The 22,224-nt window shown below is 75.9% G+C and carries 17 protein-coding genes and 1 pseudogene; 4 read left to right on the forward strand and 14 right to left on the reverse strand.

Going from position 1 to position 22,224, the window contains the following annotated elements; genetic code table 11:
• Window positions 1–55: 55 nt before the first annotated feature.
• A complete protein-coding gene (locus ACIQUT_RS16740; RefSeq protein WP_403563650.1) occupies window positions 56–292 on the reverse strand; it encodes a chaplin in 237 nt (78 codons plus the stop codon).
• 170 nt (window positions 293–462) lie between these two features.
• Here ACIQUT_RS16740 and ACIQUT_RS16745 point away from each other — a divergent pair, with 170 nt between their 5' ends.
• Entirely contained in the window at window positions 463–1,746 is a 1,284-nt protein-coding gene (locus ACIQUT_RS16745) for a pyroglutamyl peptidase (RefSeq protein ID WP_403563651.1), read from the forward strand.
• A gap of 60 nt (window positions 1,747–1,806) precedes the next feature.
• Here the strand turns inward: ACIQUT_RS16745 and ACIQUT_RS16750 are convergent, their stop codons facing one another.
• The 8 genes and pseudogenes from ACIQUT_RS16750 to ACIQUT_RS16785 form a co-directional block, all read right to left on the reverse strand.
• Window positions 1,807–2,679 carry a calcium-binding protein gene (locus ACIQUT_RS16750; RefSeq protein ID WP_403563652.1) on the reverse strand — a complete coding sequence of 291 codons (873 nt, stop codon included), beginning with the start codon at window positions 2,677–2,679 and terminating at the stop codon, window positions 1,807–1,809.
• Window positions 2,680–2,991: 312 nt separating this feature from the next.
• Window positions 2,992–3,702: pseudogene (locus ACIQUT_RS16755) on the reverse strand (IclR family transcriptional regulator); the annotation flags it as partial.
• Window positions 3,703–4,619: 917 nt separating this feature from the next.
• Window positions 4,620–5,207 carry an RNA polymerase sigma factor gene (locus ACIQUT_RS16760; RefSeq protein ID WP_403563653.1) on the reverse strand — a complete coding sequence of 196 codons (588 nt, stop codon included), beginning with the start codon at window positions 5,205–5,207 and terminating at the stop codon, window positions 4,620–4,622.
• Between the two features lie 392 nt (window positions 5,208–5,599).
• Window positions 5,600–6,931, reverse strand: a complete 1,332-nt coding sequence (locus tag ACIQUT_RS16765) for an MFS transporter (RefSeq protein ID WP_403563654.1) — start codon at window positions 6,929–6,931, stop codon at window positions 5,600–5,602.
• 95 nt (window positions 6,932–7,026) lie between these two features.
• Entirely contained in the window at window positions 7,027–9,045 is a 2,019-nt protein-coding gene (locus ACIQUT_RS16770; RefSeq protein ID WP_403563655.1) for a prolyl oligopeptidase family protein, read from the reverse strand.
• A gap of 69 nt (window positions 9,046–9,114) precedes the next feature.
• A complete protein-coding gene (locus tag ACIQUT_RS16775) occupies window positions 9,115–10,641 on the reverse strand; it encodes a glutamate synthase subunit beta (protein ID WP_403563656.1) in 1,527 nt (508 codons plus the stop codon).
• A 137-nt stretch (window positions 10,642–10,778) separates the two neighbouring features.
• Complete coding sequence (locus ACIQUT_RS16780; protein ID WP_403563657.1) at window positions 10,779–11,057, reverse strand: DUF6225 family protein; 279 nt, start codon at window positions 11,055–11,057, stop codon at window positions 10,779–10,781.
• A gap of 78 nt (window positions 11,058–11,135) precedes the next feature.
• On the reverse strand, window positions 11,136–11,774 hold the full coding sequence (locus ACIQUT_RS16785; RefSeq protein ID WP_403563658.1) for a TetR/AcrR family transcriptional regulator: 639 nt from the start codon (window positions 11,772–11,774) through the stop codon (window positions 11,136–11,138).
• A 150-nt stretch (window positions 11,775–11,924) separates the two neighbouring features.
• Here ACIQUT_RS16785 and ACIQUT_RS16790 point away from each other — a divergent pair, with 150 nt between their 5' ends.
• Window positions 11,925–13,343: an amidase gene (locus ACIQUT_RS16790; RefSeq protein WP_403563659.1), complete on the forward strand. Its 1,419-nt coding sequence runs from the start codon at window positions 11,925–11,927 to the stop codon at window positions 13,341–13,343.
• 187 nt (window positions 13,344–13,530) lie between these two features.
• Here the strand turns inward: ACIQUT_RS16790 and ACIQUT_RS16795 are convergent, their stop codons facing one another.
• The 4 genes from ACIQUT_RS16795 to ACIQUT_RS16810 form a co-directional block, all read right to left on the reverse strand.
• Window positions 13,531–14,682: a S8 family serine peptidase gene (locus ACIQUT_RS16795; protein WP_403563660.1), complete on the reverse strand. Its 1,152-nt coding sequence runs from the start codon at window positions 14,680–14,682 to the stop codon at window positions 13,531–13,533.
• Between the two features lie 212 nt (window positions 14,683–14,894).
• Complete coding sequence (locus tag ACIQUT_RS16800) at window positions 14,895–16,529, reverse strand: isovaleryl-CoA dehydrogenase (protein ID WP_403563661.1); 1,635 nt, start codon at window positions 16,527–16,529, stop codon at window positions 14,895–14,897.
• Window positions 16,513–17,127: a TetR/AcrR family transcriptional regulator gene (locus ACIQUT_RS16805; RefSeq protein WP_403563662.1), complete on the reverse strand. Its 615-nt coding sequence runs from the start codon at window positions 17,125–17,127 to the stop codon at window positions 16,513–16,515. The genes ACIQUT_RS16800 and ACIQUT_RS16805 overlap by 17 nt, the downstream gene beginning before the upstream one ends.
• Window positions 17,128–17,251: 124 nt before the next feature.
• Window positions 17,252–18,616 (reverse strand): cytochrome P450, encoded by a 1,365-nt coding sequence (locus tag ACIQUT_RS16810; protein ID WP_403563663.1) that lies wholly within the window; start codon window positions 18,614–18,616, stop codon window positions 17,252–17,254.
• Between the two features lie 169 nt (window positions 18,617–18,785).
• On the opposite strand from ACIQUT_RS16810, the gene ACIQUT_RS16815 reads away from it, so the two are divergent.
• Entirely contained in the window at window positions 18,786–19,490 is a 705-nt protein-coding gene (locus tag ACIQUT_RS16815; protein WP_403563664.1) for a formylglycine-generating enzyme family protein, read from the forward strand.
• Between the two features lie 32 nt (window positions 19,491–19,522).
• On the opposite strand, the gene ACIQUT_RS16820 is transcribed toward ACIQUT_RS16815, so the two are convergent.
• Window positions 19,523–20,848: an MFS transporter gene (locus tag ACIQUT_RS16820; RefSeq protein ID WP_403563680.1), complete on the reverse strand. Its 1,326-nt coding sequence runs from the start codon at window positions 20,846–20,848 to the stop codon at window positions 19,523–19,525.
• A gap of 313 nt (window positions 20,849–21,161) precedes the next feature.
• On the opposite strand from ACIQUT_RS16820, the gene ACIQUT_RS16825 reads away from it, so the two are divergent.
• A complete protein-coding gene (locus ACIQUT_RS16825; protein ID WP_403563665.1) occupies window positions 21,162–22,118 on the forward strand; it encodes a helix-turn-helix transcriptional regulator in 957 nt (318 codons plus the stop codon).
• Window positions 22,119–22,224 lie beyond the last annotated feature (106 nt).

A 22,224-nucleotide genomic window follows, 5' to 3' on the forward strand; every position in this document is an offset into this window, starting at 1 on the left:
CACCGGACGCGTCCGGTGGCACCGCTCACGGCATGCGTGGGGCTGTTGCCCGGGATCAGGCGTTGACGCAGACGTTGCCGGCCGTCGGGTTCAGCAGGCCGATGATGTTGATGCTGTTGCCGCAGATGTTGATCGGGATGTGGATCGGTACCTGGACCACGTTGCCCGACAGGATGCCCGGCGACCCGATGGCGACGGCGTCGGCCGTGCTGTCGGCGACGGCGGATCCGGCGGCGCCGAGCGCCGCGCAGACGGCCAGGGACGCTGCGGCGACCATGGTACGGATCTTCATGAGGATCTCCCATCGACTGAGGGGTGTGCGCCGCCCATCCCATACCAGTCCGCCACAAAGCGGGGTGATTCACTCTCCCGTGGGCGGTGCCTGGAGGGGGCCGAGGGGTGGCTGCAGAGGGCCGAGGGGTGACTGTCGGGAGCCGTGAGGGCTTTGTAATGTCACATCGCATGATGTCCTTACGGCGCGCCGCGTCCGCCGCGGCCCTCCTCGCCACCGTCCTGTCCACCGCCGTCGCCGCCCCCGCCCACGCCCACGCGGACGACGGCTCCGCCGCCTGCCGCCCGCCGTCCGCTGCGGCGCCCGACCCGGAGCAGGCCCGCCTCGCGGACCCCCGTACCGCCGCACTCGTCGACCGCGGCGGACTCGGCGACTTCACACGCCGCTTCCCCGCCGCCCTGTGCAGCACCCGCAACCCCGCCGAAGCCGCCCGGCTCCTCGACGCCTGGGGCACCGCGCTCTGGCACGCCGCCGTGCAGCGCGCCCAGGGCCGGCGCCCCGGCGGCGACCTCCCCGCCGGCGACGATCGGCCGCTGTACTGGGCCCGCCTCGCCATGACCACCGAACTCGCGCGCTGGCAGCCCTCGTTCACCGTCGACCGCGCCGCCCTGCGGACCCGCTTCGAGGACGCCTCGCGCGGCCTGAAGGACAATGCCTTCCGCCCCTCCCCCGGCGTACGCCGCGTCTTCGTCAGCGGCTTCGACCCCTTCGGCCTCGACACGGAGATCCGCCGCGCCAACCCCTCCGGCTCCGCCGTCCTGCGGCTCAACGGGCGCCGCATCACCCTCGCCGACGGCACCACCGCCGAGGTCCGCGCCGTCGTACTCCCCGTGCGGTACGCGGACTTCGACGCCGGCATCGTCGAGCGCGCCTTCACCCCGCGGCTGGCCGGCGGGCCCGCACCGGCCGACATCATCACCACGGTCAGCCAGGGCTATCCCGGGATCTTCACCCTGGAGGCCTGGGCCGGTCGCTCCCGCTCCGCGGACCCGTACCCCGACAACACGCGCGCCCTCTCCGGCGGCACCCGCGAGCACCCGGTGACCGCCCCCGGTCTCGGCGCGGGCCCGGAGTTCATCCGCACCACCCTGCCGGCCGACGCGGTCACCGCCGCCGTGCAGACACCGTTCCCGGTGCGCCTGAACACGGCGGTCACCGAGATACCGGCGGGCGGCACCGCCCCCGTCGACCGGACCGACGGCCCGACGGCCGGCTCGCGGGCCGTCGCGGGCGGCGGGGGCGGCTACCTCTCCAACGAGGTGGCGTACCGCTCCAACCGGCTGCGGGGCGAGCTCGCCCCGCACCTGCCCGGCGGCCACCTGCACACGCCGGTGCTCACCGGCCTCCCGGCCGACCCGCAGGCGCTGACCGGGCCCGAGTTCGAGCAGAACGAGGACGCGATCGCCGCGGAGGTCCGGGCCGTCCTCGAACACGCCGCCACCGTACGGCCGTAGCAGGCCCCGCCCGGCCGGGCGGCCGGGCGGGGCCCTCGATCAGCCCGTCATCGGGCTGCACTACGGCACGTTGGCCGTGGTCTCGCAGGCGAGGGAGATGTCGGAGCCGCCCTTGCCGTCGCAGGTGTCCGTCGCGGCGTCGCCGCCGTCCATGAGGTCGTTGCCGCCCGTGGCCGCGTCCGCCGCGCTGTCGGCGGGCGCCGCCGCGGGCGCGGGGGTGGCCGCGGGCTTCGGGCGCGAGGCGGAGGGGGTGCCGGTCTCCTGGCGGCCGCGGGAGGCGTGGCCCGAGTTGCCGTCGCCGATGATGGCGTCCGTGCCGGCGCCGCCCGTGAGGACGTCGTTGCCCTCGCCGGTCGCCGTGGCCTCGGCGGAGGAGTCGCCGGTGATGTTGTCGTCTCCGGCGCCGCCGTCGACGATGTCGTTGCCGCCGCCGGAGGCGTTGATGCCGCCCCGGCTGTCGCCGACCAGGTGGTCGTTGCCGAGGCCGCCGAAGACGATGTCGTTGCCGCCGCCCGTGGCGCTGCCGCCGAAGGAGATGCTGTCGCCGCCGACGCGGTCGTCGCCCGCGCCGCCGAAGACGATGTCGTTGCCGCCGCCGTCCACGCTCGCCCTGGTGCCGATCAGGTCGCCGCGTACGAGGTCGTTGCCATCGCCGCCGTCCACCTGGTCGTTGCCGAGGCCGCCGGCGATCGAGTCGTTCCCGGCGAGGCCGCAGATCACGTCGTCGCCGCCCTTGCCGTCGATGGTGTCGACCTCCGCCGACCCGACGATGACGTCGTTGCCCTCCGTTCCGTTGATCGTCCCGGAGCCGGCGATCGTCGCGACCCGCCCGAAGCAGGTCGCCTCCTCGACCGCGTCGGCGGCCGCCGTCGGGAATCCGAGGGAGAGCAGCGCTGCCGCCGCCAGGATCAGTTGGGACTTGCGGCCGGGCATGTGGACCTCCGGTGGTCGCGTGGGGCAGGGGGAACAGCCAACGTCGAACGCCGAGGACGATATGGATCAAAACGGTCAAAATCAATCACATAGTGGGACGTTGGGGTGCTTTACCTTCGATCGGCTCCACGGCGGGTGCCCGCTGTCCCCTGCGGGCACCCGCCGTGTCCGGCGGCGGGCCCGTCAGACCCCCGAGGGGCACCGGCCGGCTCTGTCGGTGCCGTCCGCTCCGTGACGGCACACCCCCGGGCCCCGTCCCCGGCCCGGGGCCGTCTCCGGTGCGGTCCGCGGCTGCGGCGGCGCACTTCCGGAGACGATGAGGGCGAGGAGGACCGCGGCCGCCTCGCTCTGCAGGATCCCGGCCGCCTGCCGCAGGCGCCGCGGGTCGGGGGCCGGCATCGACAGGGCCAGGCACTCCGCGTTCGGGCCGGCCGTGATCGGCACCGCCGCGCACACCGTGCCCATGGCGTACTCCTGCAGGTCCAGCAGCGGCTCGTGCGGCAGCCGGGCGTCGAGCTCGCGGAACAGGGCCCGCTCGCTGGTCAGGGTGTACGGGGTGAACCGGTCGAGCCGGTGCCGGGCCAGGTGGTCCCTGCGGTCCGCGTACGGGAGCTGGGCCAGCAGCGCCTTGCCGACGGCCGAGGCATGCGCCGCCGCACGGAAGTCGACCCACTCCACCACGGGCGGCGCGCTCGGCGAGTCCGCGTACTGGGTGATGGCGACCTCGCCGTCCGCGTACCGGGCGACGTAGACGGCCGCGCCCACCGCGTCGCGGACCCAGGCCAGGGTCTCGCGGAGCCGGCCCGGCCCGTCCGCGCCCCCGGTCAGGGCCAAGGCCGACCCCGCCCCGTACGCGCCCGGGCCGACCGGGGTGGCCAGGTCCGCCCGCACCAGCCGCTCCATGACCCGGGCCAGGACCAGCCGCGGCAGCCGCGTCAGCCGGGCGATCTGGGCCAGGCTCACCCCGCCGGAGAACCTCCCGACCACCTCCAGGACGCGCAGCGCCTGGTGTACGGCCTCCAGCGCGGCCGGAGTGTGCCGCGCGTCCGGGGACCGGCGGGCGCCGGGCGGCGCCTGCGCGGGCCGCCCGGGTGCCGGCGCCCGGGCGCCGGCCGCCTGTGTCAGCCGGGCGGTGTCGAGCCGGGCGTGCCGGGCCACGGCGGCCGCGAGCTGCGGGCCGGGGGTGAACACCTCGCCCAGGTCCGGGTCCTGCTCGGGCACGAGTCCGGCGACGGCCCGCCGCAGCCGGGCGGCCGGCCGGTGGCGGGACCCGCCCGGACTGCCCGGCGCGGGCAGGGCGGTGAGGTCCTGGGTGGTGATGGGCGGGGAGGTCCAGATGACCGAGGCGGCGAGCGCCCCTTCGAGGTTGTCGGGGAGCGGCAGCGGCCCCGGCAGGCCGGGGTCCGGGGCCAGGACGCCGGCGTACTGCTTCCAGTGGCGGGCGGTGGCCACCTCGGCCCGTGCCAGGTGGTGCAGGTAGAGGCAGTGGGCGGCGGCCTGGGAGTCGGCGCCGGCCGCGTACTGGAACCAGAACCGGGCGCCCTCCGCGCGTCCCGCCAGGTGCAGCAGGGAGCCGAACAGCAGCGCGGACGCGGGGCCGTGGGGCCAGGACTCGGGGGCGAGGGCGCGCCCGGCGAGGGCTCTGCTGTCCGCGAGGTGCCCGGCCAGGGCGTCGAGGGCTCTCGCGGCCCGGACGTGGCAGGCCGCGTCCAGGACGAGGGCATCGGACCCGGCGGCCGCGGCACCGTGCCGACCTGCCGGAGCGCCGCCCCCGGCGCGGGCCGCTGCGCGGGCCTCGGCGCGGGCGCGGTCGGCTGCGACACGGCGCGCGATGCGGCGCAGGGCCGCGTACTCGTCGTATCCGGCGTACTCCTCCGCCAGCACCTCCGCGTCCGCCAGGGCGGCGGCCAGCTCGCGGCTCGTGGCGCCGCGGTCGCGGGTCATGTCGCCCACTGGCTCTTCTCCTCTCCGGGGGCCCGGTCCAGGCCGAGCTTCCGGGACAGGGTCCGGCGGGCGCCGCGGATGTGGGAGCGGACCGTGGCGGGGGTGATCCCCATCATCCGGGCGACGGTGTCGTAGTCGTTGCCCATCAGGAAGGCCAGGAGGACGACGTCGTAGTGCCGTTCCGTCAGCTCGGCGATGGCCGCGTACAGCCCCAGCTTGGACTCCAGCAGTTCCAGCCGCTCCCGTGACGCACGGCGCAGGGCGGCGAACCAGGCCGTCTCCACCATGGCCACCGGCCGGCCCAGGACGGCCAGCCGGCGCTCGACGTGCTCCCGCAGGACGGCCCACGCGAAACCGTGCAGGCTTTCCTGGCGCAGGGCGTGCTGCCACACCTTCAGCAGGAAGGTGAACACGTCGTCGACGGTGTCCTCGGCGTCCCTGCGGCTGCCCAGCTGGAGGTGGGCGTAGCGCAGGTAGGCGCGGTGGTGCTGGGAGTGGAAGGCCGTGAAGTCCACCGGCAGGACGCCGGCCAGTTCGCTGGAGACCGCCTGGTCCCCGGATGGGTCGATCTCACCCTCGTTCATGCGCTACTCCCCCACAGCTGCTCGTCGCCGCGTAGGGGCGCGGCGGGTACCTCACGGTGACGGGGCTGGCCATCGGTACGGCGGCGGCCCTTATCCGCACGTGGGCAACTGTCTGGACGGCGTTCACGTCGGTACGCGACCTTCCGGTGGGAGGGAGGGGCGGGAGGGGGCCGGTCCCCGCTCCGGCACCCGGGAGTTCCGGAAAAGGGCTCCCCATCCTCAGCCCATCGCACAGAGCGCCCGTTTGTGCACGCGTGGTCCACGAATTTCTTCGGAAATGGCGCATCCAGCGCAGTACGCGCCCCCTTGTATCCGGCATGCGCCGGTCCGGGCGGGCCGGGCGCACGCCGCGCGGGCCGGGCGGGTCGGGCGGGTCAGGCGGGTCGGGCGGGTCAGGCCGGGGTGCCGCTCTCCTGCGCCCCGGCCTCCGTGCCGGCCTCCGCGGCCTCCGCCGCCTCCCGGGCCTCGCGGCGGCGGCGGGCATCCCGGTCGGTGTCCGCGTCGTACGCCACCAGGGCGGGCAGGAGGGCGCAGAGCGCGGCCACCGCGCCCATGCACAGCAGCCCGCCGCCCCAGAACGCCGGGCGGGTGCCGGTCCAGCCGGCCATGGCTCCGGCGCGGACCTGGCCGAGTTGCGGTCCCACGCTGTACGAGAGCACCTCGATGCCGGCCAGCCGGCCGCGCAGCTCCTCGGGGATGGTCTGGTTCCAGATCGTCGCCCGGCCGAGCCCGCTCAGCATGTCGCCGGCGCCCGCGACCGCCAGGCACAGCAGCACGACCCGGATGTCGGTGAACCAGCCGGCGCCCGCGACGGCCGCGCCCCAGACCGCGGCCCCGCACACCACGAACAGGCCGTGCCGGCGCACCCGGGAGGTCCAGCCGCTGGTGACGCCGAGCACGAGCGAGCCCACCGCGCCCGCGGAGTACATCAGGCCCAGCGCCCACACGGCGTCGAGCTCGTCGGCGAGGAACGGGTAGAGCGTGTTGGGGAAGGCGAAGAACATCGCCGCGAGGTCCACGGCGTAGGTCCCCAGCAGCACCGGCCGGCTCCACGCGTACCGGGCGCCCTCGGCGATCCCGCGCAGCGAGGGCTTCTCCGCGCCGGGCGCGGGCGGTGCCGGGGACAGCCGGGTGCACAGGACGACGGAGACGGCGAACCCGGCCACGGTGACGGCGTACGCCCAGGCGTACCCGGCGTAGGCGACCACCAGGCCGGCGACGGCCGGTGCGGCGATCGCGCCGATCTGGTAGCGCAGTGCGTTGAGCGCGGCGGCCGCGGTCATCTGCTCGTGCGGCACGATCCGGGCCAGCAGCGAGTCCAGGGCCGGCCGCTGCAGCCCGGACAGCGCCGAGACGCCGGCCGCGACCACGTACAGCGGCCACAGCAGCGGGTCCGGCAGCAGGGCGTTGACCAGCAGGAACAGGGCCAGAAGGCCGAGACCCGCCTCGCTCAGCAGGATCAGCCGCCGCCGGTCCAGGGCGTCGGCGAGCGCCCCTCCGTACAGTCCGAAGACGACCAGCGGTACGAGTTCCACCGCGCCCATCGCGCCGACCGCGAGCGGGGAGTCCGTGAGCTCCTTGATCTGCAGGGGCAGGGCGACCATCGCCATGAAGGAGCCGAAGAAGGTTACCGCGCCCTGGAAGAAGAGGGTGCGGAAGTCGCGGCTGGAGCGCCACGGCGAGAGGTCGGGCAGCAGGTCGGCGAGGCGGCGGGGGGTGCTCACAACGGCTCATGGTCGGCGAGGGCCGCGGCGGGCGGCAAAGCATTTTCCGCCCGCCGGGCGCCGTCCCGGCGCCCGGCGGGGCCCCGGACGGCGGGTCAGGAGCCGGTGCCGCCGCCGAGGTGCTGCCACAGGAAGGTGTAGGCGAGGGCCTGGTTGTGGGCGGCCTGTTCGTTGTCGGAGGCGCCGCCGTGGCCGCCGCCGGTGTTCTCGTGGAACAGCACGCGGTGGCCGAGCTCCCGCAGCCGGGCGGCGGTCTTCCGCGCGTGCCCGGGGTGCACCCGGTCGTCGCGGGTGGAGGTCATCAGCAGCACCGGCGGGTACGGCCGCCCGGCGGCGAGGTTGTGGTACGGGGACATGTCCTGGAGGTGGGGCCGGTCGGCCTCGGTGTCGGGGTCGCCGTACTCGGCGATCCAGGAGGCGCCGGCGAGCAGCCGGTGGTAGCGCAGCATGTCGAGGAGGGGGACCTTGGCGACGACCGCGCCGAACAGCTCGGGGTGGCGGACGAGCATGGCGCCCATGAGCAGGCCGCCGTTGCTGGAGCCGGTGATGCCGAGCCGGTCGGGGGTGGTGATACCGCGGGCGGTGAGGTCGGCCGCGACGGCGGCGAAGTCCTCGAAGGCGCGGACCCGGTGGGCGCCGAGGGCGGCCTGGTGCCAGGCGGGACCGTATTCGGCGCCGCCGCGGATGTTGGCGACGACGAAGGTGCCGCCGCGGGCGAGCCAGGCGCGGCCGGTGAGGGCGTTGTAGCCGGGGGTCTGCTGGTCGCGGAAGCCGCCGTAGCCGTAGAGGAGTGCGGGGCCGGGCCGGTCGCGGTCGGCGGGGCCGACGACGAAGTAGGGCACGGCGGTGCCGTCCCGGGAGGTGGCGAAGTGCTGCCGGACGGTCAGGCCCGCGGTGTCGAAGCGGGCGGGGGCCTGCTTGAGGACCTCGGTGTCGCCGCCGATGTGGCCGCGGGTGAGGGTGGACGGCTGGAGGAAGCCGTCCACGTCGAGGAAGTACTCGTCTGAGGCGTCCGGGTCGGTGTCGGTGATGCAGGCGGAGGACAGCGGGGGCACGTCGGCGAGCGGGCGGCGGCTCCAGCCGTCGGGGCCGGGGGTGAGGACCTCCAGCCGGGTGGCGACGTCGGCCAGGGTGTCCAGGATCAGGTGGTGGCGGGTCCAGCAGTGGCCGGACAGGGCGGTGCGCTCGTCGGGGGTGAACAGGGCGTGCGCGGTGCGGTCGCCGGCGAGGAAGGCGTCGAAGTCGAACGCGAGGAGCGAGCCGGCCGGGTGGCCGAGCCAGGGGCTCTTCGGGGTGACGACCAGCCACTGCCGGTACGCGTACGCGCCGGCGTCGGCCGGGACCTCGATCCTGACCAGCCGGTCGCCGTCGGCGAGCAGGTGGAGCTCGCGGTGGAAGAAGTCGGTGGCGCGGGAGACGAAGGCCCGCTCGAAGCCGGGCGTGGCGTCGTACCAGCCGGAGGCGGAGACGTCGGTGTGCTCGGCCTCGTAGACGACCTCGGCGTCCTCCAGGGCGGTGCCGCGGCGCCAGCGGCGGACGGTGCGCGGGTAGCCGGAGGCCGTCAGGGAGCCGGGGCCGAGGTCGGCGCCGATGAAGAGGGTGTCCTCGTCGATCCAGGCGACCCGGGTCTTCGCCTCGGCGACCTCGAAGCCGCCCGCGACGAACGCGCGGTCGTCCAGGTCGAATTCGCGGACCACGACGGCGTCGGAGCCGTCCCGCGAGAGCATGACCAGCGCGCGCCGGTAGTCCGGGTGGCGGACGGCGGCCCCGGCCCACACCCACTCCTCGCCGTCGGCCGCGGCGAGGGCGTCGACGTCGAGGAGGACCTCCCAGGCGGGCTCGTCCTTGCGGTACTGCTCCAGCGTGGTGCGCCGCCACACGCCCTTCGGCCGGCCGGCGTCCCGCCAGTAGTCGTACAGGTACGCCCCGCGGCGGACGGTGTAGGGGATGCGCTCGGCGTCGTCGAGGACCTCGCGCAGTTCGCCGCGCAGGGTCTCGAAGCGGGGGTCCGGGGTGAGGGCGGCGGCGGTCTCCGCGTTCCGCTCGGCGACCCAGCCCAGCGCGGCCTCGCCCTCGACGTCTTCCAACCACAGGAACGGATCTTCACCAGTCACCCCACGATTGTGCCGTCCGTGCCGGCCGCCCGGTGACGCCTCCCCGTTGTCGGGGCGGTGCCCGGGCCGTCAGGCCGTCAGGGGACGGTCGTGTGCGCGTACGGGGTCGGGGAGGGCGGTCGAGCCGGTGAGGTAGCGGTCGACGGCGGCGGCCGCCGAGCGGCCCTCCGCGATGGCCCACACCACCAGGGACTGCCCGCGCCCGGCGTCCCCGGCGACGAACACCCCGTCCGCGGGGGCCCGACCGGAGCCGGGACCGGGGACGCCGCCGTCGGGGGCCGGCGGGGGGAGGGCCGCGAAGCCGGGGGTGCGGGCGTAGCCGCCGCGGGCGTCCCGGGTGAGGCCGAGCTGGTCCTCCAGGGCGGCGGACCGCTCGGGCCCGGAGAAGCCGAGCGCCAGCAGGACCAGTCCGGCCTCGACGACCCGCTCCGTCCCGGGGAGGGGCCGGCGGGTGACCGGTTCCACCGCGGTCAGGCGCAGGGCCCGTACCCGGCCGGCCGCGTCGCCGTCGAAGTGCAGCGTGGCGTGGGCGAAGACCCTGGGGTCGCCGCCGTCGCGGTCGCGCGCCTCCTCGTGCGCGTGGGAGATCCTGTAGACCTTCGGGTACACGGGCCAGGGCTCGGTGTCGGACCGGTCGGGGCCGGGCTCCGGGTTGATGTCGAGCTGCACCACGGAGCGGGCGCCCTGCCGCAGGGCGGTGCCCAGGCAGTCCGAGCCGGTGTCCCCGCCGCCGACGATCACGACGTGCCGGCCCTCGGCGCTGATCGGGGCCGCCGCGAGGTCGCCTTCCTGGACGCGGTTGGCGCCGGTGAGGTACTCCATGGCCTGGTGGATGCCGTGCAGGCCGCGGCCCGGCACGGGGAGCTCGCGGCGCTCGCCCGCACCGACGGCGACGACGACCGCGTCGTGCCGTCTGCGCAGGTCGGCCGCGTCGATTCGGCCTCCGACATCCGCCTCCGTACGGAATTCGGTGCCCTCGTCGAGCATCTGCGCTATGCGGCGGTCCAGGTGTGCCTTCGCCATCTTGAAGGCGGGGATGCCGTAGCGGAGCAGGCCGCCGATGCGGTCGTCGCGCTCGTGGACGACGACGGTGTGCCCGGCCCGGGTCAGCTGCTGGGCCGCGGCGAGTCCGGCCGGGCCCGAGCCGATGACGGCGACGGTCCTGCCGGTCGGCCGGGCGGGCGGGACGGGGGCGGTGTACCCGTGTTCCCAGGCCTGGTCGGCGATGGTCTGCTCGACGTTCTTGATGGTGACCGGGTCGGAGTTGATGGCCAGGACGCAGGCGTCCTCGCAGGGGGCGGGGCAGAGCCGGCCGGTGAACTCGGGGAAGTTGTTCGTCGCGTGGAGCCGGTCCGAGGCCGCCCGCCAGTCGCCGTGGGCGGCGTACGCGTTCCACTCGGGTATGAGGTTGCCGAGCGGGCAGCCGCCGTGGCAGAAGGGGACACCGCAGTCCATGCAGCGGTTGGCCTGCGCGGACACCAGGGGCAGCAGCGCCTGCCCGGCGTGGACCTCCAGCCAGTCGCCGATCCGCCGGTCGGCGGGCCGGGCCGGGACGGGGCTGCGGGGTGTGCGGAGGAACCCGTGCGGATCGGTCATGCGCCGCCTCCCTGGCTCACGGGCGGTTCCGGCGTTCAGACCAGGCTACGCCGGGTGCGCCGGACCGTCCCGGCGACCGCCTGGACGGTCCGGCCGGGATTGCGGGCGGGACGGTGCGGCCGGGGCGGTGCGGCCGGTCAGTCCAGGTCGGCGTGGTAGACGCCGGCCGTGGCGTCGGCGAAGAGCGTGAACTGCACCCGGGGCTCGCCCCTGCCGGCCGGGCCGTCCTCGTCGCACTCGATGGCGAGCTCCACCGGTTCGGCGTCCACGAGTACGTACTCGCCGTAGCTGTCGAAGTCGCCGGGGCCGTCCGCGACGCCGATGTGGATCGGGGTGTCGTCGGGCAGTGCGGCCAGCACCTCGCGCAGCCGGCCGGCGGTCCATACCTGCGGGTTGTGATCGAACGTCTCAGCCATGCGCAGACAGTAGAGCCATCCGGGGTCGGCGGCGGCCGCGCCGCGCCGAACGGTTTTTCCCGGACATAGGTCAGTTTTTCAGGGCGTGTTGGCGCCCTCCCACAGGGCCGTCAGGTGGGCGTGCAGGACGTCCTGCGCCTGGTCCGCGGTGAGGTGGCCGATGAGGACGTGCGCGGTGAGCCCGTCGGCGAGGGCGAGGAGGGTACGGGCCGCCCGGGCCGGGTCCGGGAGGGCGGCGGCGCCCCCGGCGGCATCCCCGGCGGCATCTCCGACAGCATCTCCGGCGGCTTCCGCGACGAGGCGGGTGAACACGTCCTGCAGGGCCGCGTAGTTGGCCCGCACCGCGCGGGCCAGCGGCTCGCTGACGGCGGCCTGGGCGAGGAAGGCGAGCCAGACCCGGGCCTCGGCGCGGTGTTCCTCGCGCAGCAGGGCGAGTTCGGTGGCCGCGTGGCCCAGGGCGGTGCCGGCGGACCGGGCCGGGCTGCGGACCAGGCGGGCCCGTACCCGCTCGCCGATGCGGTCGCCGACGTGGGCGAGGGCGAAGAGGAGCATCTCCTCCTTGGTGCGGAAGCAGCGCTGGACGGCGCCCATGGACACCCGGGCGCGGTCGGCGACGTCGCGCAGGGTGACGCCCTCCAGACCGCTCTCGTCGGCGAGCGCGCAGACGGCCTCGGCGATGAGGCGGCGCCGGCCTTCGTGGTCCACCTGCCGGGGCATGGCGTGTCTCCTGTCCGTCGGGTGCGTCCGCTGCGCGCGTCCATCGCGTGCCGGGTCCGGGGTGAACTTTATTCGATGCACCCGCATCGGTTCTCGGTATATCGTTCCGATGCAAGCGCATCACAACGAGGAACGGGGAGGTGGGGCGCCGTGCGCGAACCCCTGTGGCGGCTGTCGGCGGCGGAACAGGCGGAGGCGGTGCGCCGGGCGGAGGTCTCGGCGGCGGAGCTGGTCGACAGCCATCTGGAACGCATCGCCGAGGTCAATCCGCGGGTGAACGCGGTCACCCAGCTCATGGCGGAACGGGCCCGGGCGGACGCGGCCGCCCTCGACCGGCGGCGCGCGTCGGGCGAGGCACTCGGCCCGCTCGCCGGGGTGCCGTTCACGGTGAAGGAGACCACCGCCGTGGCGGGGGTGCCGACCACGTTCGGCGTCGAGCGGTTCCGGGACCTGGTGGCGCCGGCGGACGCGCCTCCGGTGGCGCGGCTGCGCGCGGCCGGGGCGATTCCGGTCGGGCACTCCAACATGCCGACGCTGGTCCTGGCCGGCATGCACACGCGCAGCGAGCTGTTCGGGGACACCCTCAACCCGTGGGACCCCGCGCGGACCCCCGGCGGGACCAGCGGGGGCGACGCGGTGGCCGTCGCGACCGGCATGGCGGCGCTCGGGCTCGGCAACGACTCCGGCGGATCGCTGCGCGTCCCGGCCCACTTCTGCGGGGTCGCGGCGCTCAAGCCGACGGCCGGCCGGTTCCCCGCCGACCACCGCGTCCTCGGCCCGGAAGACCCCGGCCCGGCCTCGCAGATGCTGGTCACCGACGGCCCGCTGGCCCGCCGGGTACGCGATCTGCGGCTGGCGTACGAGGTCCTGGCCGGGGCCGATCCCCGCGACCCGCGGGCGGTGCCGGTGCCCGTGCGCGGGGAGCCGCTGCCGGGGCCGGTGAAGGTCGCGGTGGTCGCGGACCCCGGCGGGCGCGGCGTCCACCCGTCGGTGCGGGCGGCCGTGGAGGCGGCGGCGGGGGCGCTGCGCGACGCGGGGTACGACGTGCGCGAGGTGGCGGACGTACCGCGGCTGGACGAGACGCTGGAGGCGTACGACCGGATCACGATGACGGAGTTCGCACCGTCCTGGCCCGCGGTACGGGGGCTGCTCGGCCCGGAGGGGAGCCGCTACATCGGGATGGCCATGGAGCGGACGCCTCCCGTGGACGCGGCCGGGCTGGTCCGGCTGATGGGCACCTGGCTGGGCATCCGCCGCTCCTGGGCGGAGTTCCTCGACGAGTGGCCGCTGCTGCTCGGCCCGTCGTTCACCGAGCCGCCGGTCGAACCGGGGCTGGAGTCCCGGGACCGGGCGGGCCGGGAGCGGGTCGCATCCGGCCTGCGGCTGTGCACGGCGACGAGCTTCGCGGGCGTGCCCGGGGTGGCCGTGCCGACCGGGACGGACGCGGACGGGCTGCCCTGCGGGGTGCAGATCGTCGGGCGGGCGTTCCGCGAGGACCTGTGCCTGGACGCGGCCCAGGCGGTGGAGGACCGGCTCGGCGTCCTGGCGCCGGTGAACCCGCGCGGCTAGGCGGTCCCCCCTTCGGCCCCGTGCCGGCGGTTGGGGTGCCGGGCCGTTCCCGCCTGCCGCCGGATCTGCGGCGATACTTCCTCTTCCCGGGTCGGTGTCGATGCGGACGGCCGTCTGGAGGTCTTCACCCGCGGCACGGACGGCGCCCTCCGGCACATCCGGCACGACCGGGGTCCCGACCCGGCCCCTACCGGCCGCCCGCGTTGAGCAGCCGGTTGGGGGTCTGCGCCGGGACTCCCGTCAGGACGTCCCGCGCGGCCCGTTCGGTGATCCAGGTGCGGACCTGCGCCGGGGTGGCGTCCGGGTGCGCCGAGAGGTACAGGGCGACCGCGCCGGCCACGTGCGGGGCGGCCCACGAGGTGGCGATGGCGTCGCTGGTGACGGTGCCCGCGCCCGCCAGCGCGGAGGTGATCCTCTCGCCGGGGGCGTACAGGTCGACGCACGGGCCGTGCCCGGAGCCGAACGCGTCGCTGTCCCGCCAGTGGCGGTCGTCGGCGGTGGAGGCGGCGACCACGAGTGCGCCGCGCGCCCCGGCCGGGGAGTGCCTGCAGGCGTCGTCGGCGAAGTTGCCCGCCGAGACGACCACGGGGATCCCCGAGGCGATCAGGCGCTCCACGGCGGCGTCGAGGGCGGCGGAGCGGTTCTCCAGGTTGAGGGACATGTTGACCACGGCCGGGCGGCGGGCGTGCTCGGCCACCCAGTCCACCGCCTTGACGACGGAGGCCTCGGCGGCCGGGCCGGCGTCCTTCGCCTGCGCCGAGCTGCCCCCGCCCTCCTCGCAGGCGATGGCCTGCACGCGGACGAGGTCGGCGCGCGGGGCGACGCCGTGGGTGCGGCCGCCGATGATGCCGGCCACGAACGTGCCGTGCCCCAGGCCGCCGCCGTCGAGGCAGTCGCCCGCGTCCGGGTCCCCGACGAAGTCGGCGCCGAGGGAGGCGCGGCCGCCGAACTCCGCGTGCCTGACCTCCATGCCGGTGTCGAGCACGTAGACGCGTACGCCGCTGCCGTCGGCGCCCGCGGCGAAGGTGCCGTCGAGCGGCGGGGTGCGCTGGTCGATCCGGTCCAGGTTCCAGGGGACCCCCGTGCGGGGGGCGGGCGCGGCGCCGGGGTTCCCGGACGGCGGCCGGCTGCCGGCGGGAGCACCGGAGGGGCGGGGCGCGCCGGAGGGCGCGGCGCCGTCCGGCGAGCCGATCGGCGCGGGCCGGGACGCACCGGCGGAGGCCGTGGGCGGCCCGGGGGTGCCGGGTGCGTCCGGGTCCTCGGTCGGGGAGCAGGCCGAGAGTCCGAGTGCCACCGCCACCGCGGTGGCCGCCATCGCATGGGTGCGCGCGCGTGCCATGTCCGTCCCCTGTCGCCGCTGCGGCCCGTCTGCCGTCGGGGGCGGAGACGTCCGGGGCGGCGGCACGGTTGCACGGGACGAAGCGGACTCCACCCAGCCGTCCGCGAAGCCGTCCGCGAAGCCGTCCGCCGGGCGGCGACCGCGGGCAGCCGCCGAAGCGGCTGGCACCCGCAACGGACGCCGCACCCCGGGCCGGGCCCGGCCCCGCGGTGTCAGACGCTCGTCGTGCGGGCGCGGGCGAGTACGGCCTCGGTGTCCACGCCCGTCGGGAGGGTGCCGTACGCCCCGCCGTGCTCGCCGCCGAGCCGGGAGGCGCAGAACGCGTCGGCGACCGCGGCCGGGGCGTGCCGCTGCAGCAGCGACGCCTGGAACACCAGGGCCATGGTCTCGGTCAGCTGCCGGGCCCGGTACTCGGCCTCGGCCGGGTCGGCGAGCTGCTTGTGCAGCGCGGCCACCGCCGCATCGAGGCGCCGGTCGGCGCCCGCCGCCCGGCCCACCTCCGCGAAGAACGCCTCCACGGTCTCCGGCTGCCGGGCCATGGCCCGCAGCCCGTCCAGCGCGGCCACGTTGCCCGAGCCCTCCCAGATCGACGACAGCGGGGCCTCACGGTAGAGGCGGGGCATGCCCGAGTCCTCGATGTAGCCGTTGCCGCCCAGGCATTCCAGGGCCTCGGCCGCGTGACCGGGGGCCCGCTTGCACACCCAGTACTTGGTCACGGCCAGCCCCAGCCGGCGCAGCAGCGCCTCGTCCGTGTCACCGCGGGCGACCCGGTCCGTGGCCCCGGCCAGCCGCATCGCGACGGCGGTGGCGGCCTCGGACTCCAGCGCCAGGTCGGCGAGGACGTTGCGCATCAGGGGCTGGTCGATCAGGGCCTTGCCGAACGCCCGCCGGTGGGTGGCGTGGTGGACCGCCCGGATCAGGCCGAGGCGCATGCCGGACGCGCCGCCGAGGACGCAGTCGAGACGGGTCGTGTTGACCATCTCGATGATGGTGGCGACCCCGCGCCCCTCCTCCCCCACCAGCCGGCCGAAGGCCTCGTCGTACTCGATCTCGGCGGAGGCGTTGGAGCGGTTGCCCAGCTTGTCCTTGAGCCGCTGGAGCAGCAGGCGGTTGCGGCTGCCGTCGGGCAGCACCCGCGGGAGCAGGAAGCAGGACAGTCCGCCGGGGGCCTGTGCCAGGGTGAGGAAGACGTCCGACATGGGCGCCGAGGTGAACCACTTGTGCCCGGTGAGCCGGTACGTGCCGTCCCCGGCCGGGACGGCGGTCGTGGTGTTGGCGCGGACGTCCGATCCGCCCTGCTTCTCGGTCATCGACATGCCGGCGATCAGCCCGCGCTTGGTGTCGGGGCGGCGCAGGCCGAAGTCGTAGGTGCGGGAGGCGAGCAGCGGCTCCAGCCACTCGGCGAGTTCGGGCGTCGCACGCAGGGCGGGGACGGCCGCGTACGTCATGGAGACCGGGCAGGTGTGGCCCGCCTCGACCTGGCTCCAGACGAGGAACTTCGCCGCGCGGGCGACGTGCGCGCCCGGCCGGTCGTCGGCCCAGGGCGCGGCGTGCAGGCCGTGCTCGACGGCGGTGCGCATCAGCTCGTGCCAGTACGGGTGGAACTCGACCTCGTCGACGCGGTGGCCGTAGCGGTCGTGGGTGTGCAGGACGGGGGAGTTCTCGTTGGCCAGGCGCCCCCAGTCCGCGGCCCGTTCGGAGCCGGCGAGGACGCCGACCGCGTGCACCTCGCCCGCGGCCCAGCCCGCTCCCTCGCGGTCGAGGGCCGCCAGCAGGGCCGGGTCGTCGGCGGCGTCGTAGCCGTGGTGCGGCGGTACCTGGTTGGTGACCTCATGCGTCTGCGGCATCGTGTCCTCCAAGGGCGCGCAGGGTGAAGGTGATCAGGCCGGGGATGACGTCGCCGGGGGCCGCGTCGCCGTCGGCGAGGGGTCCGACGAGGGCCTCGGCAATGGCGCCGACCAGTGCGGCGGCAGTCAGCTCGGGGTTTTGCGGGGGCAGTTCGCCGGCGGCCACGCCCGCGGCGATCCGTTCGGCGTACACGTCGCGGAACGCGCGCCGGAAGACGAGGCGTTCGGTGTCGACGGCCGGGTCGGCGGGTTCCGCGAGAAGGGCGAAGGCCCGCCGGGGCGCCTGGAGCGCACGGGAGGCGAAGGTCTCCACCGCGGCGGCCACCCGCCGGGCGGCGGTCCCGGGACGCTCCGCGGCGGCGGCGACCGCCTCCAGCTCCCGCGCGACCAGGGTGCGGAACAGCGCGGCGGCGAGCTCGGACTTGCCGGAGAAGGACTGGTAGACGCTGCCGGTGGAGATGCCCGCCTCGGCTGCGATCGCGGCGACGGAGCAGCCGCCGTACCCCTCCCGGGAGAGCAGGCGGACGGCGGCTTCCAGGACCCGGTCGCGGCGGGCGTCGAGGCGGGCCTGCACGGCAGGGGGGCGGCGGTAGGGCATGGGAAGGATTGAAGCACCGATTCACTGCTTCACGGAAGACCCCGGTCCGGCCCCGACACCGCTATGCGGTAGGGCGGCTGCGGGGTGCGGGCACGGCCGGCGGGTGCGGGGTGCGGGCGTCGCCTCAGGGCGGCGGGGCCACGGTCAGGGTCGCCGGGGTGGGGCCGTCGGGGCGGACGGTGATCCCGTACGCGGCGCCGGCGGGGGTGGAGCGGAAGGCGACGGTGTACGCGGGCAGCAGCCGCTCCAGCAGGACCGTCGACTCGCGCAGGGCGAACTGCAGGCCGAGGCAGGCGCGCGGGCCCATCCCGAAGGGCAGGTAGGCGCCGGGGGCGGCCGGCCTGCCCCCGGGGGCGGTGAAGCGCCGGGGGTCGAAGCGCTCCGGGTCGGGCCACAGCTGCGGGTCGCGGTGCGTGAGGTACGGGCACACCAGGAGGTCGGTGCCGGCGGCGATGGCGTGGCCGGCCAGGACGTCGTCCTCGGCCGCGTGGCGGGGCATGATCCAGGCCGACGGGTAGAGCCGCAGCGTCTCGTGGACCAGCGCCTGGACGGCCTGCCGGCGCTCCGCGGAGCCCGCGGCGCCGGCGGCGAGGGCCTGCGCGCGGGCTCCGGGATACCGGTCGAGCAGCAGGTACAGCCAGGTCAGGGTGGTCGCGGTGGTCTCGTGCCCGGCGAAGAGCAGGGTGACCAGCTCGTCGCGGATCAGGCGGTCGGTGTACTCGGGCCGTGCGGCGGAGGCGTCGATCAGGACGTGCAGCAGGCCGGGGCCGTCGGGTCCGGCGGGAGCGGTGCGGGCGGCGTCGATGGCGTACCGGGCGACCGCGTCGATACGGGCGACGTCCGCGGCGACGGCGTCGCGGGCGTCGGCCTCGTCGGCGGGCAGGGTGGGCAGGGCGGCCGCCAGGGTCTCGACGGTGTTCAGCTCGTGCTCGGTCCGGGCGTCGAGGGGATGCCCGGTCAGGGAGCGCCAGATGGTGTCCAGGGCGAAGCGGCGCATCTCCCGTCCGACGTCGAGGGTCCGCCCGGTGGCGGCGTACCGCGCCCAGCGCTCGGCGGCGGTGTCGGCGGCCCGCTCGATCCGCTGCTCGTAGCGGCGCATCCCGGTGCCGGTGAACTGGGACTGCAGCAGCCGGCGTTGGCGCTTCCAGGCCTCGCCGGTGGCGGCGAGGACCCCGTCGCCGATCAGCAGGCGGGCACGGTGGGAGCGTTTGACGTACCGGTCGGGGTGCAGGGCGAGTACGTGCCGGACGGCCGCGGGGTCGGTGACCAGGACGGCGGGCGGGGCGGGCGGGGCGCCTGCGTCCGCCGGCCCGAGGTGCAGCGCGGCGATGCCGCCGAGCCGTTCGCGTGCCAGGGCGAGCAGGTCGACGAGCTCACCCCGTTCCGCACGCCACCGCTGCACGTGGACGGCGTCCAGTTCGGGGACCGGGCGGCCCGGTCGGGGGCCCTGCGGGAGCGGGTCCCGGTCGAGTCCGGCTTCGGTGGCCACGCTTCTCCTCCTGCCTCCGGTACGCCTGCCCGGCCACTCCCCCTGACGGAGCGTCGGCACGGCATCACGGACTGTACGGGAGGAGGGGCGCCCGGTGACAGCCCGCCGCCGGACCGGTGGCGCGTTCGCCGCGGCCGTCCGCCGACCGCACGGATAACATTCCGTGATCATGGATGCGATGGCGGGACACGAGCTGGTCTCCGTGCCGGGCGGACGGGTGACCCTGTCCGACCGGCGGACGCAGCGCAGTTGGGCGGTCGACGTGGCGCCGTACCGGCTCGGGGCGGTGCCGGTCACCCAGGCGCTGTACGCCCGGGTGACCGGGGAGCGGCCGAGCACGGCCCGCGGGGACCGGCTGCCCGTGGAGGGGGTGTCGTGGTGGGACGCCGCCCGGTTCTGCAACGCCCTGTCGGCGCAGGAGGGCCTCACGCCCGTCTACCGGTTCCACGACGGCGCCACGGACGGGGACGGCGACGGGGACGGCGGGGGCTTGGACCGGGACCGGTCCGCGGACGGGTACCGGCTGCCCACGGAGGCCGAGTGGGAGCACGCCTGCCGCGCCGGGACCACCGGACCGCATTACGGGCCACTCGACGAGATCGCCTGGTACCGCGGCAATTCGGACGGGCGGATCCGCGAGGTGGGCGGCAGGCTCCCCAACCCGTGGGGGCTGTACGACATGCTCGGCAACGTCTGGAACTGGTGCTGGGACGTGTACGACGCCGAGGTGTACGGCGGCTACCGGGTGCTGCGCGGCGGCGGCTGGTTCGACGAGCACTGGAGCTGCCGGGCCTCGGCCCGCCGTCGCAGCCACCCCACGTTCCGGGTCGACGACGTGGGGTTCCGCGTCGCACGTCCGGCTGCCGCGGGCTGACCGGGCAGTCCCGGCCCCGGCCCGCCTGCCGCTCACCGCACGGTGCGCGGCAGGCGCAGGCTCAGCCCGGCCGTGAGGGCGATCAGGGCGAGCTGGACCAGCAGGGCCGCGGTGAGCGCCGTCCGGATGCCGTGGGCGGCGGTCAGGGCGAGGAACAGGCTGCCGAGGGTCGCGACGCCGAGGGCGAGCGCGGACTGCTGGGCAGTGGTCACGACGCCGCTGCCCACGCCGGCCTTGTCGGCCGGCACGTCCGCGAGCATCAGCCGCATCAGCACGGGCAGTTGGAAGCCCTGACCGAGGCCGGCGACGGCGATGCCCGGAGCCAGTGCGGCGACGCCGGGGTTCGGCCCGCCGTACCGGAGCGTGAGCAGCAGCACGGTGATGCCGACGGCCTGGAGCACCGCGCCCGCGGTGACGACGCGGCTGCCGAACCGGCCGGTCAGCCGCGGCCCGGCCAGCGAGGCCCCGAAGAAGGCGACGGCCATGGGGGCGAGGGCGAGCCCGGCGGCCACCGGCCCCTTGTGCAGGCCCTCTTGCAGGACCACGGCCATCACGAACATGAAGCCGCTGAACCCGATCGAGAACGGCACCAGCAAGAGCAGTCCCCGCCGCAGCGACGGCAGCCGCAGCAGGCTCGGCGGCACCAGCGGGGTCCGCCCCAGCCGGTCGGCGCGGCGCTCGACGGCGACGAAGCCGGCGGCCGCGACGGGGAAGGTGCCCAGCAGCAGCCAGGTCCACAGCGGCCAGCCGGTGGCCCGCCCCTCGGTCAGCGGCAGCAGCAGCGAGACCAGCGACAGGGCCAGCAGCAGCGTCCCCGGAACGTCGACCGAGGCCGGCCGGTCCGAGCAGGTCTGCGGCACGGTCCGCGCGGCGAGCAGCAGCCCGACGAGGGCGACGGGCACGTTCACCAGGAACACGGAGCGCCAGCCGAGGCCGGCCACGTCGGCGGCCACGAGGACGCCGCCCAGGACCTGCCCGGCCACCATGGACAGCCCGCCGGTGGCCCCGTACAGGCTCATCGCCCGGGCCCGGCGGGGGCCTTGCGTGGTGGCCTGGATGGTGGCGAGCACCTGCGGCAGCATCAGGGCGGCCGCGGCGCCCTGCGCCACCCGGGCGGCGACGAGGGTCCACGCGGTGGGGGCGAGGCCGCAGGCGAGCGAGGTGAGGCCGAAGGCGGCCATGCCGGCGAGGAAGAGCCGGCGCCGCCCGGCGGTGTCGCCGAGGCGGCCGCCGAGGACGAGGAGCACGGCGTAGGCAACGCCGTAGCCGCCGACGATCAGTTCGAGGACGGCGGGGCCGGCGGCGAGGTCGCGGTCGATGGCGGGCAGTGCCACGTTGACGATGAAGAAGTCGACCATCGGCAGGGCGGCGCCGAGCAGCACGGTGAAGAGCCCCAGCGGGCCCAGCGCGGCCGCGGCCGGGGCTGAGGCCGGGGCGGGGGCTGCGGGGGCGGGCAGGGGGACGGGAAGGGATGCGGGGGCCGCGGGAGGGGCCGGGGCGGGTGCCACGCGTGCGGCGGAGGCCGCGCCCGGGGCGGCGGCAGCGGAGGTTCGTACGGTCGTCTCACTCACCCCCCGACGATCGCGCCCCGCCCAGCCTGGTACCAGAGTCTCCTTGTCCTGGTACTCGCACTACCTGGCAACCGGATCGGCCGTACGGCACCCTGGTGCCATGACCACTGTGGCCCCCCGGAGCGACGTGCGCCGACACGAGCTGGCCGAGTTCCTGCGCAGCCGCCGCGAGCGCATCACCCCCGAGCAGGTGGGGCTGCCGCGCGGCCGCCGCCGGCGCACCCCGGGGCTGCGCCGCGAGGAGGTCGCCCAGCTCTCCGCCGTCGGCGTCACCTGGTACACCTGGCTGGAGCAGGCCCGTGAGATCCAGGTGTCCGCTCAGGTGCTCGACGCCGTGGCGCGGGCCCTGCTGCTGGATCCGAGCGAGCGCGCGCACCTGTTCGCGCTGGCCGGGACGGCCGACCCGGCGCCGAACACGCCGTGCCCGAGCGTGACCCCGGCCCTGCGGGAGATGCTGGACCAGCTGGCCCCGCTGCCGGCCTGCGTGCAGAACAGCCGGTACGACATCCTCGCGTACAACAGCACCTACGGGCGGCTGCTGTGCGACCTGGACGAGATGCCGCCGGAGGACCGCAACGGCCTGTGGCTGGCCTTCACCGACCCCGGCTGGCGGGAGTCCGTGGTCAACCACGCGGAGACGCTGAGGATCTTGGCGGCCAAGTTCCGTGCGTCCATGGCCGAGCATCTGGCCGAGCCCGCCTGGAAGGCGCTGGTGGCCCGGCTGGAGGCGCGCTCCCCGGAGTTCCGCGAGGTGTGGGCCCGGCACGAGGTGGTCGGCCAGGGCGCCAGGACGAAGTACATCCGCAACCGGTACGTCGGGCTGCTGCACCTGGAGCACACCAGCCTGTGGCTCGGCCCGGCGCCGGGCCCGCGCCTGGTCACGTACGCGCCGCTGGACGGGGAGACCCGCGAGCGCCTGGAGCGGCTCCAGGCCCTCGCCCAGGACCGGGCCCAGGACCGGGCCCAGGACCGGGCCCAGGACCGGGCCCAGGACCGGGCCCAGGACCGGGCCCAGGACCGGGCCCGAGCCCAAGCCCCCGACCCGGTCGCGGTGTGACGGCCGGGCGGGGGGTCTCCACCTGTTGGCCCTTGAAGTCGGGTAAGTGAGCGTAACCATGTATGAGTGAGTGTCGTTGTCAGAGCGTGAATCTGACGGAATGGGC

The organism is Streptomyces sp. NPDC090445, from assembly GCF_044769385.1.
Taxonomy (GTDB): Bacteria; Actinomycetota; Actinomycetes; order Streptomycetales; family Streptomycetaceae; genus Streptomyces.

Bases quoted from the DNA above. Each gene is read 5' to 3' on its own strand.
- ACIQUT_RS16740 (WP_403563650.1), bottom strand. From the start codon at position 292: ATGAAGATCCGTACCATGGTCGCCGCAGCGTCCCTGGCCGTCTGCGCG.
- ACIQUT_RS16745 (WP_403563651.1), top strand. From the start codon at position 463: ATGATGTCCTTACGGCGCGCCGCGTCCGCCGCGGCCCTCCTCGCCACC.
- ACIQUT_RS16750 (WP_403563652.1), bottom strand. From the start codon at position 2,679: ATGCCCGGCCGCAAGTCCCAACTGATCCTGGCGGCGGCAGCGCTGCTC.
- ACIQUT_RS16760 (WP_403563653.1), bottom strand. From the start codon at position 5,207: ATGAACGAGGGTGAGATCGACCCATCCGGGGACCAGGCGGTCTCCAGC.
- ACIQUT_RS16775 (WP_403563656.1), bottom strand. From the start codon at position 10,641: ATGACCGATCCGCACGGGTTCCTCCGCACACCCCGCAGCCCCGTCCCG.
- ACIQUT_RS16780 (WP_403563657.1), bottom strand. From the start codon at position 11,057: ATGGCTGAGACGTTCGATCACAACCCGCAGGTATGGACCGCCGGCCGG.
- ACIQUT_RS16785 (WP_403563658.1), bottom strand. From the start codon at position 11,774: ATGCCCCGGCAGGTGGACCACGAAGGCCGGCGCCGCCTCATCGCCGAG.
- ACIQUT_RS16795 (WP_403563660.1), bottom strand. From the start codon at position 14,682: ATGGCACGCGCGCGCACCCATGCGATGGCGGCCACCGCGGTGGCGGTG.
- ACIQUT_RS16800 (WP_403563661.1), bottom strand. From the start codon at position 16,529: ATGCCGCAGACGCATGAGGTCACCAACCAGGTACCGCCGCACCACGGC.
- ACIQUT_RS16805 (WP_403563662.1), bottom strand. From the start codon at position 17,127: ATGCCCTACCGCCGCCCCCCTGCCGTGCAGGCCCGCCTCGACGCCCGC.
- ACIQUT_RS16815 (WP_403563664.1), top strand. From the start codon at position 18,786: ATGGATGCGATGGCGGGACACGAGCTGGTCTCCGTGCCGGGCGGACGG.
- ACIQUT_RS16820 (WP_403563680.1), bottom strand. From the start codon at position 20,848: ATGGTCGACTTCTTCATCGTCAACGTGGCACTGCCCGCCATCGACCGC.
- ACIQUT_RS16825 (WP_403563665.1), top strand. From the start codon at position 21,162: ATGACCACTGTGGCCCCCCGGAGCGACGTGCGCCGACACGAGCTGGCC.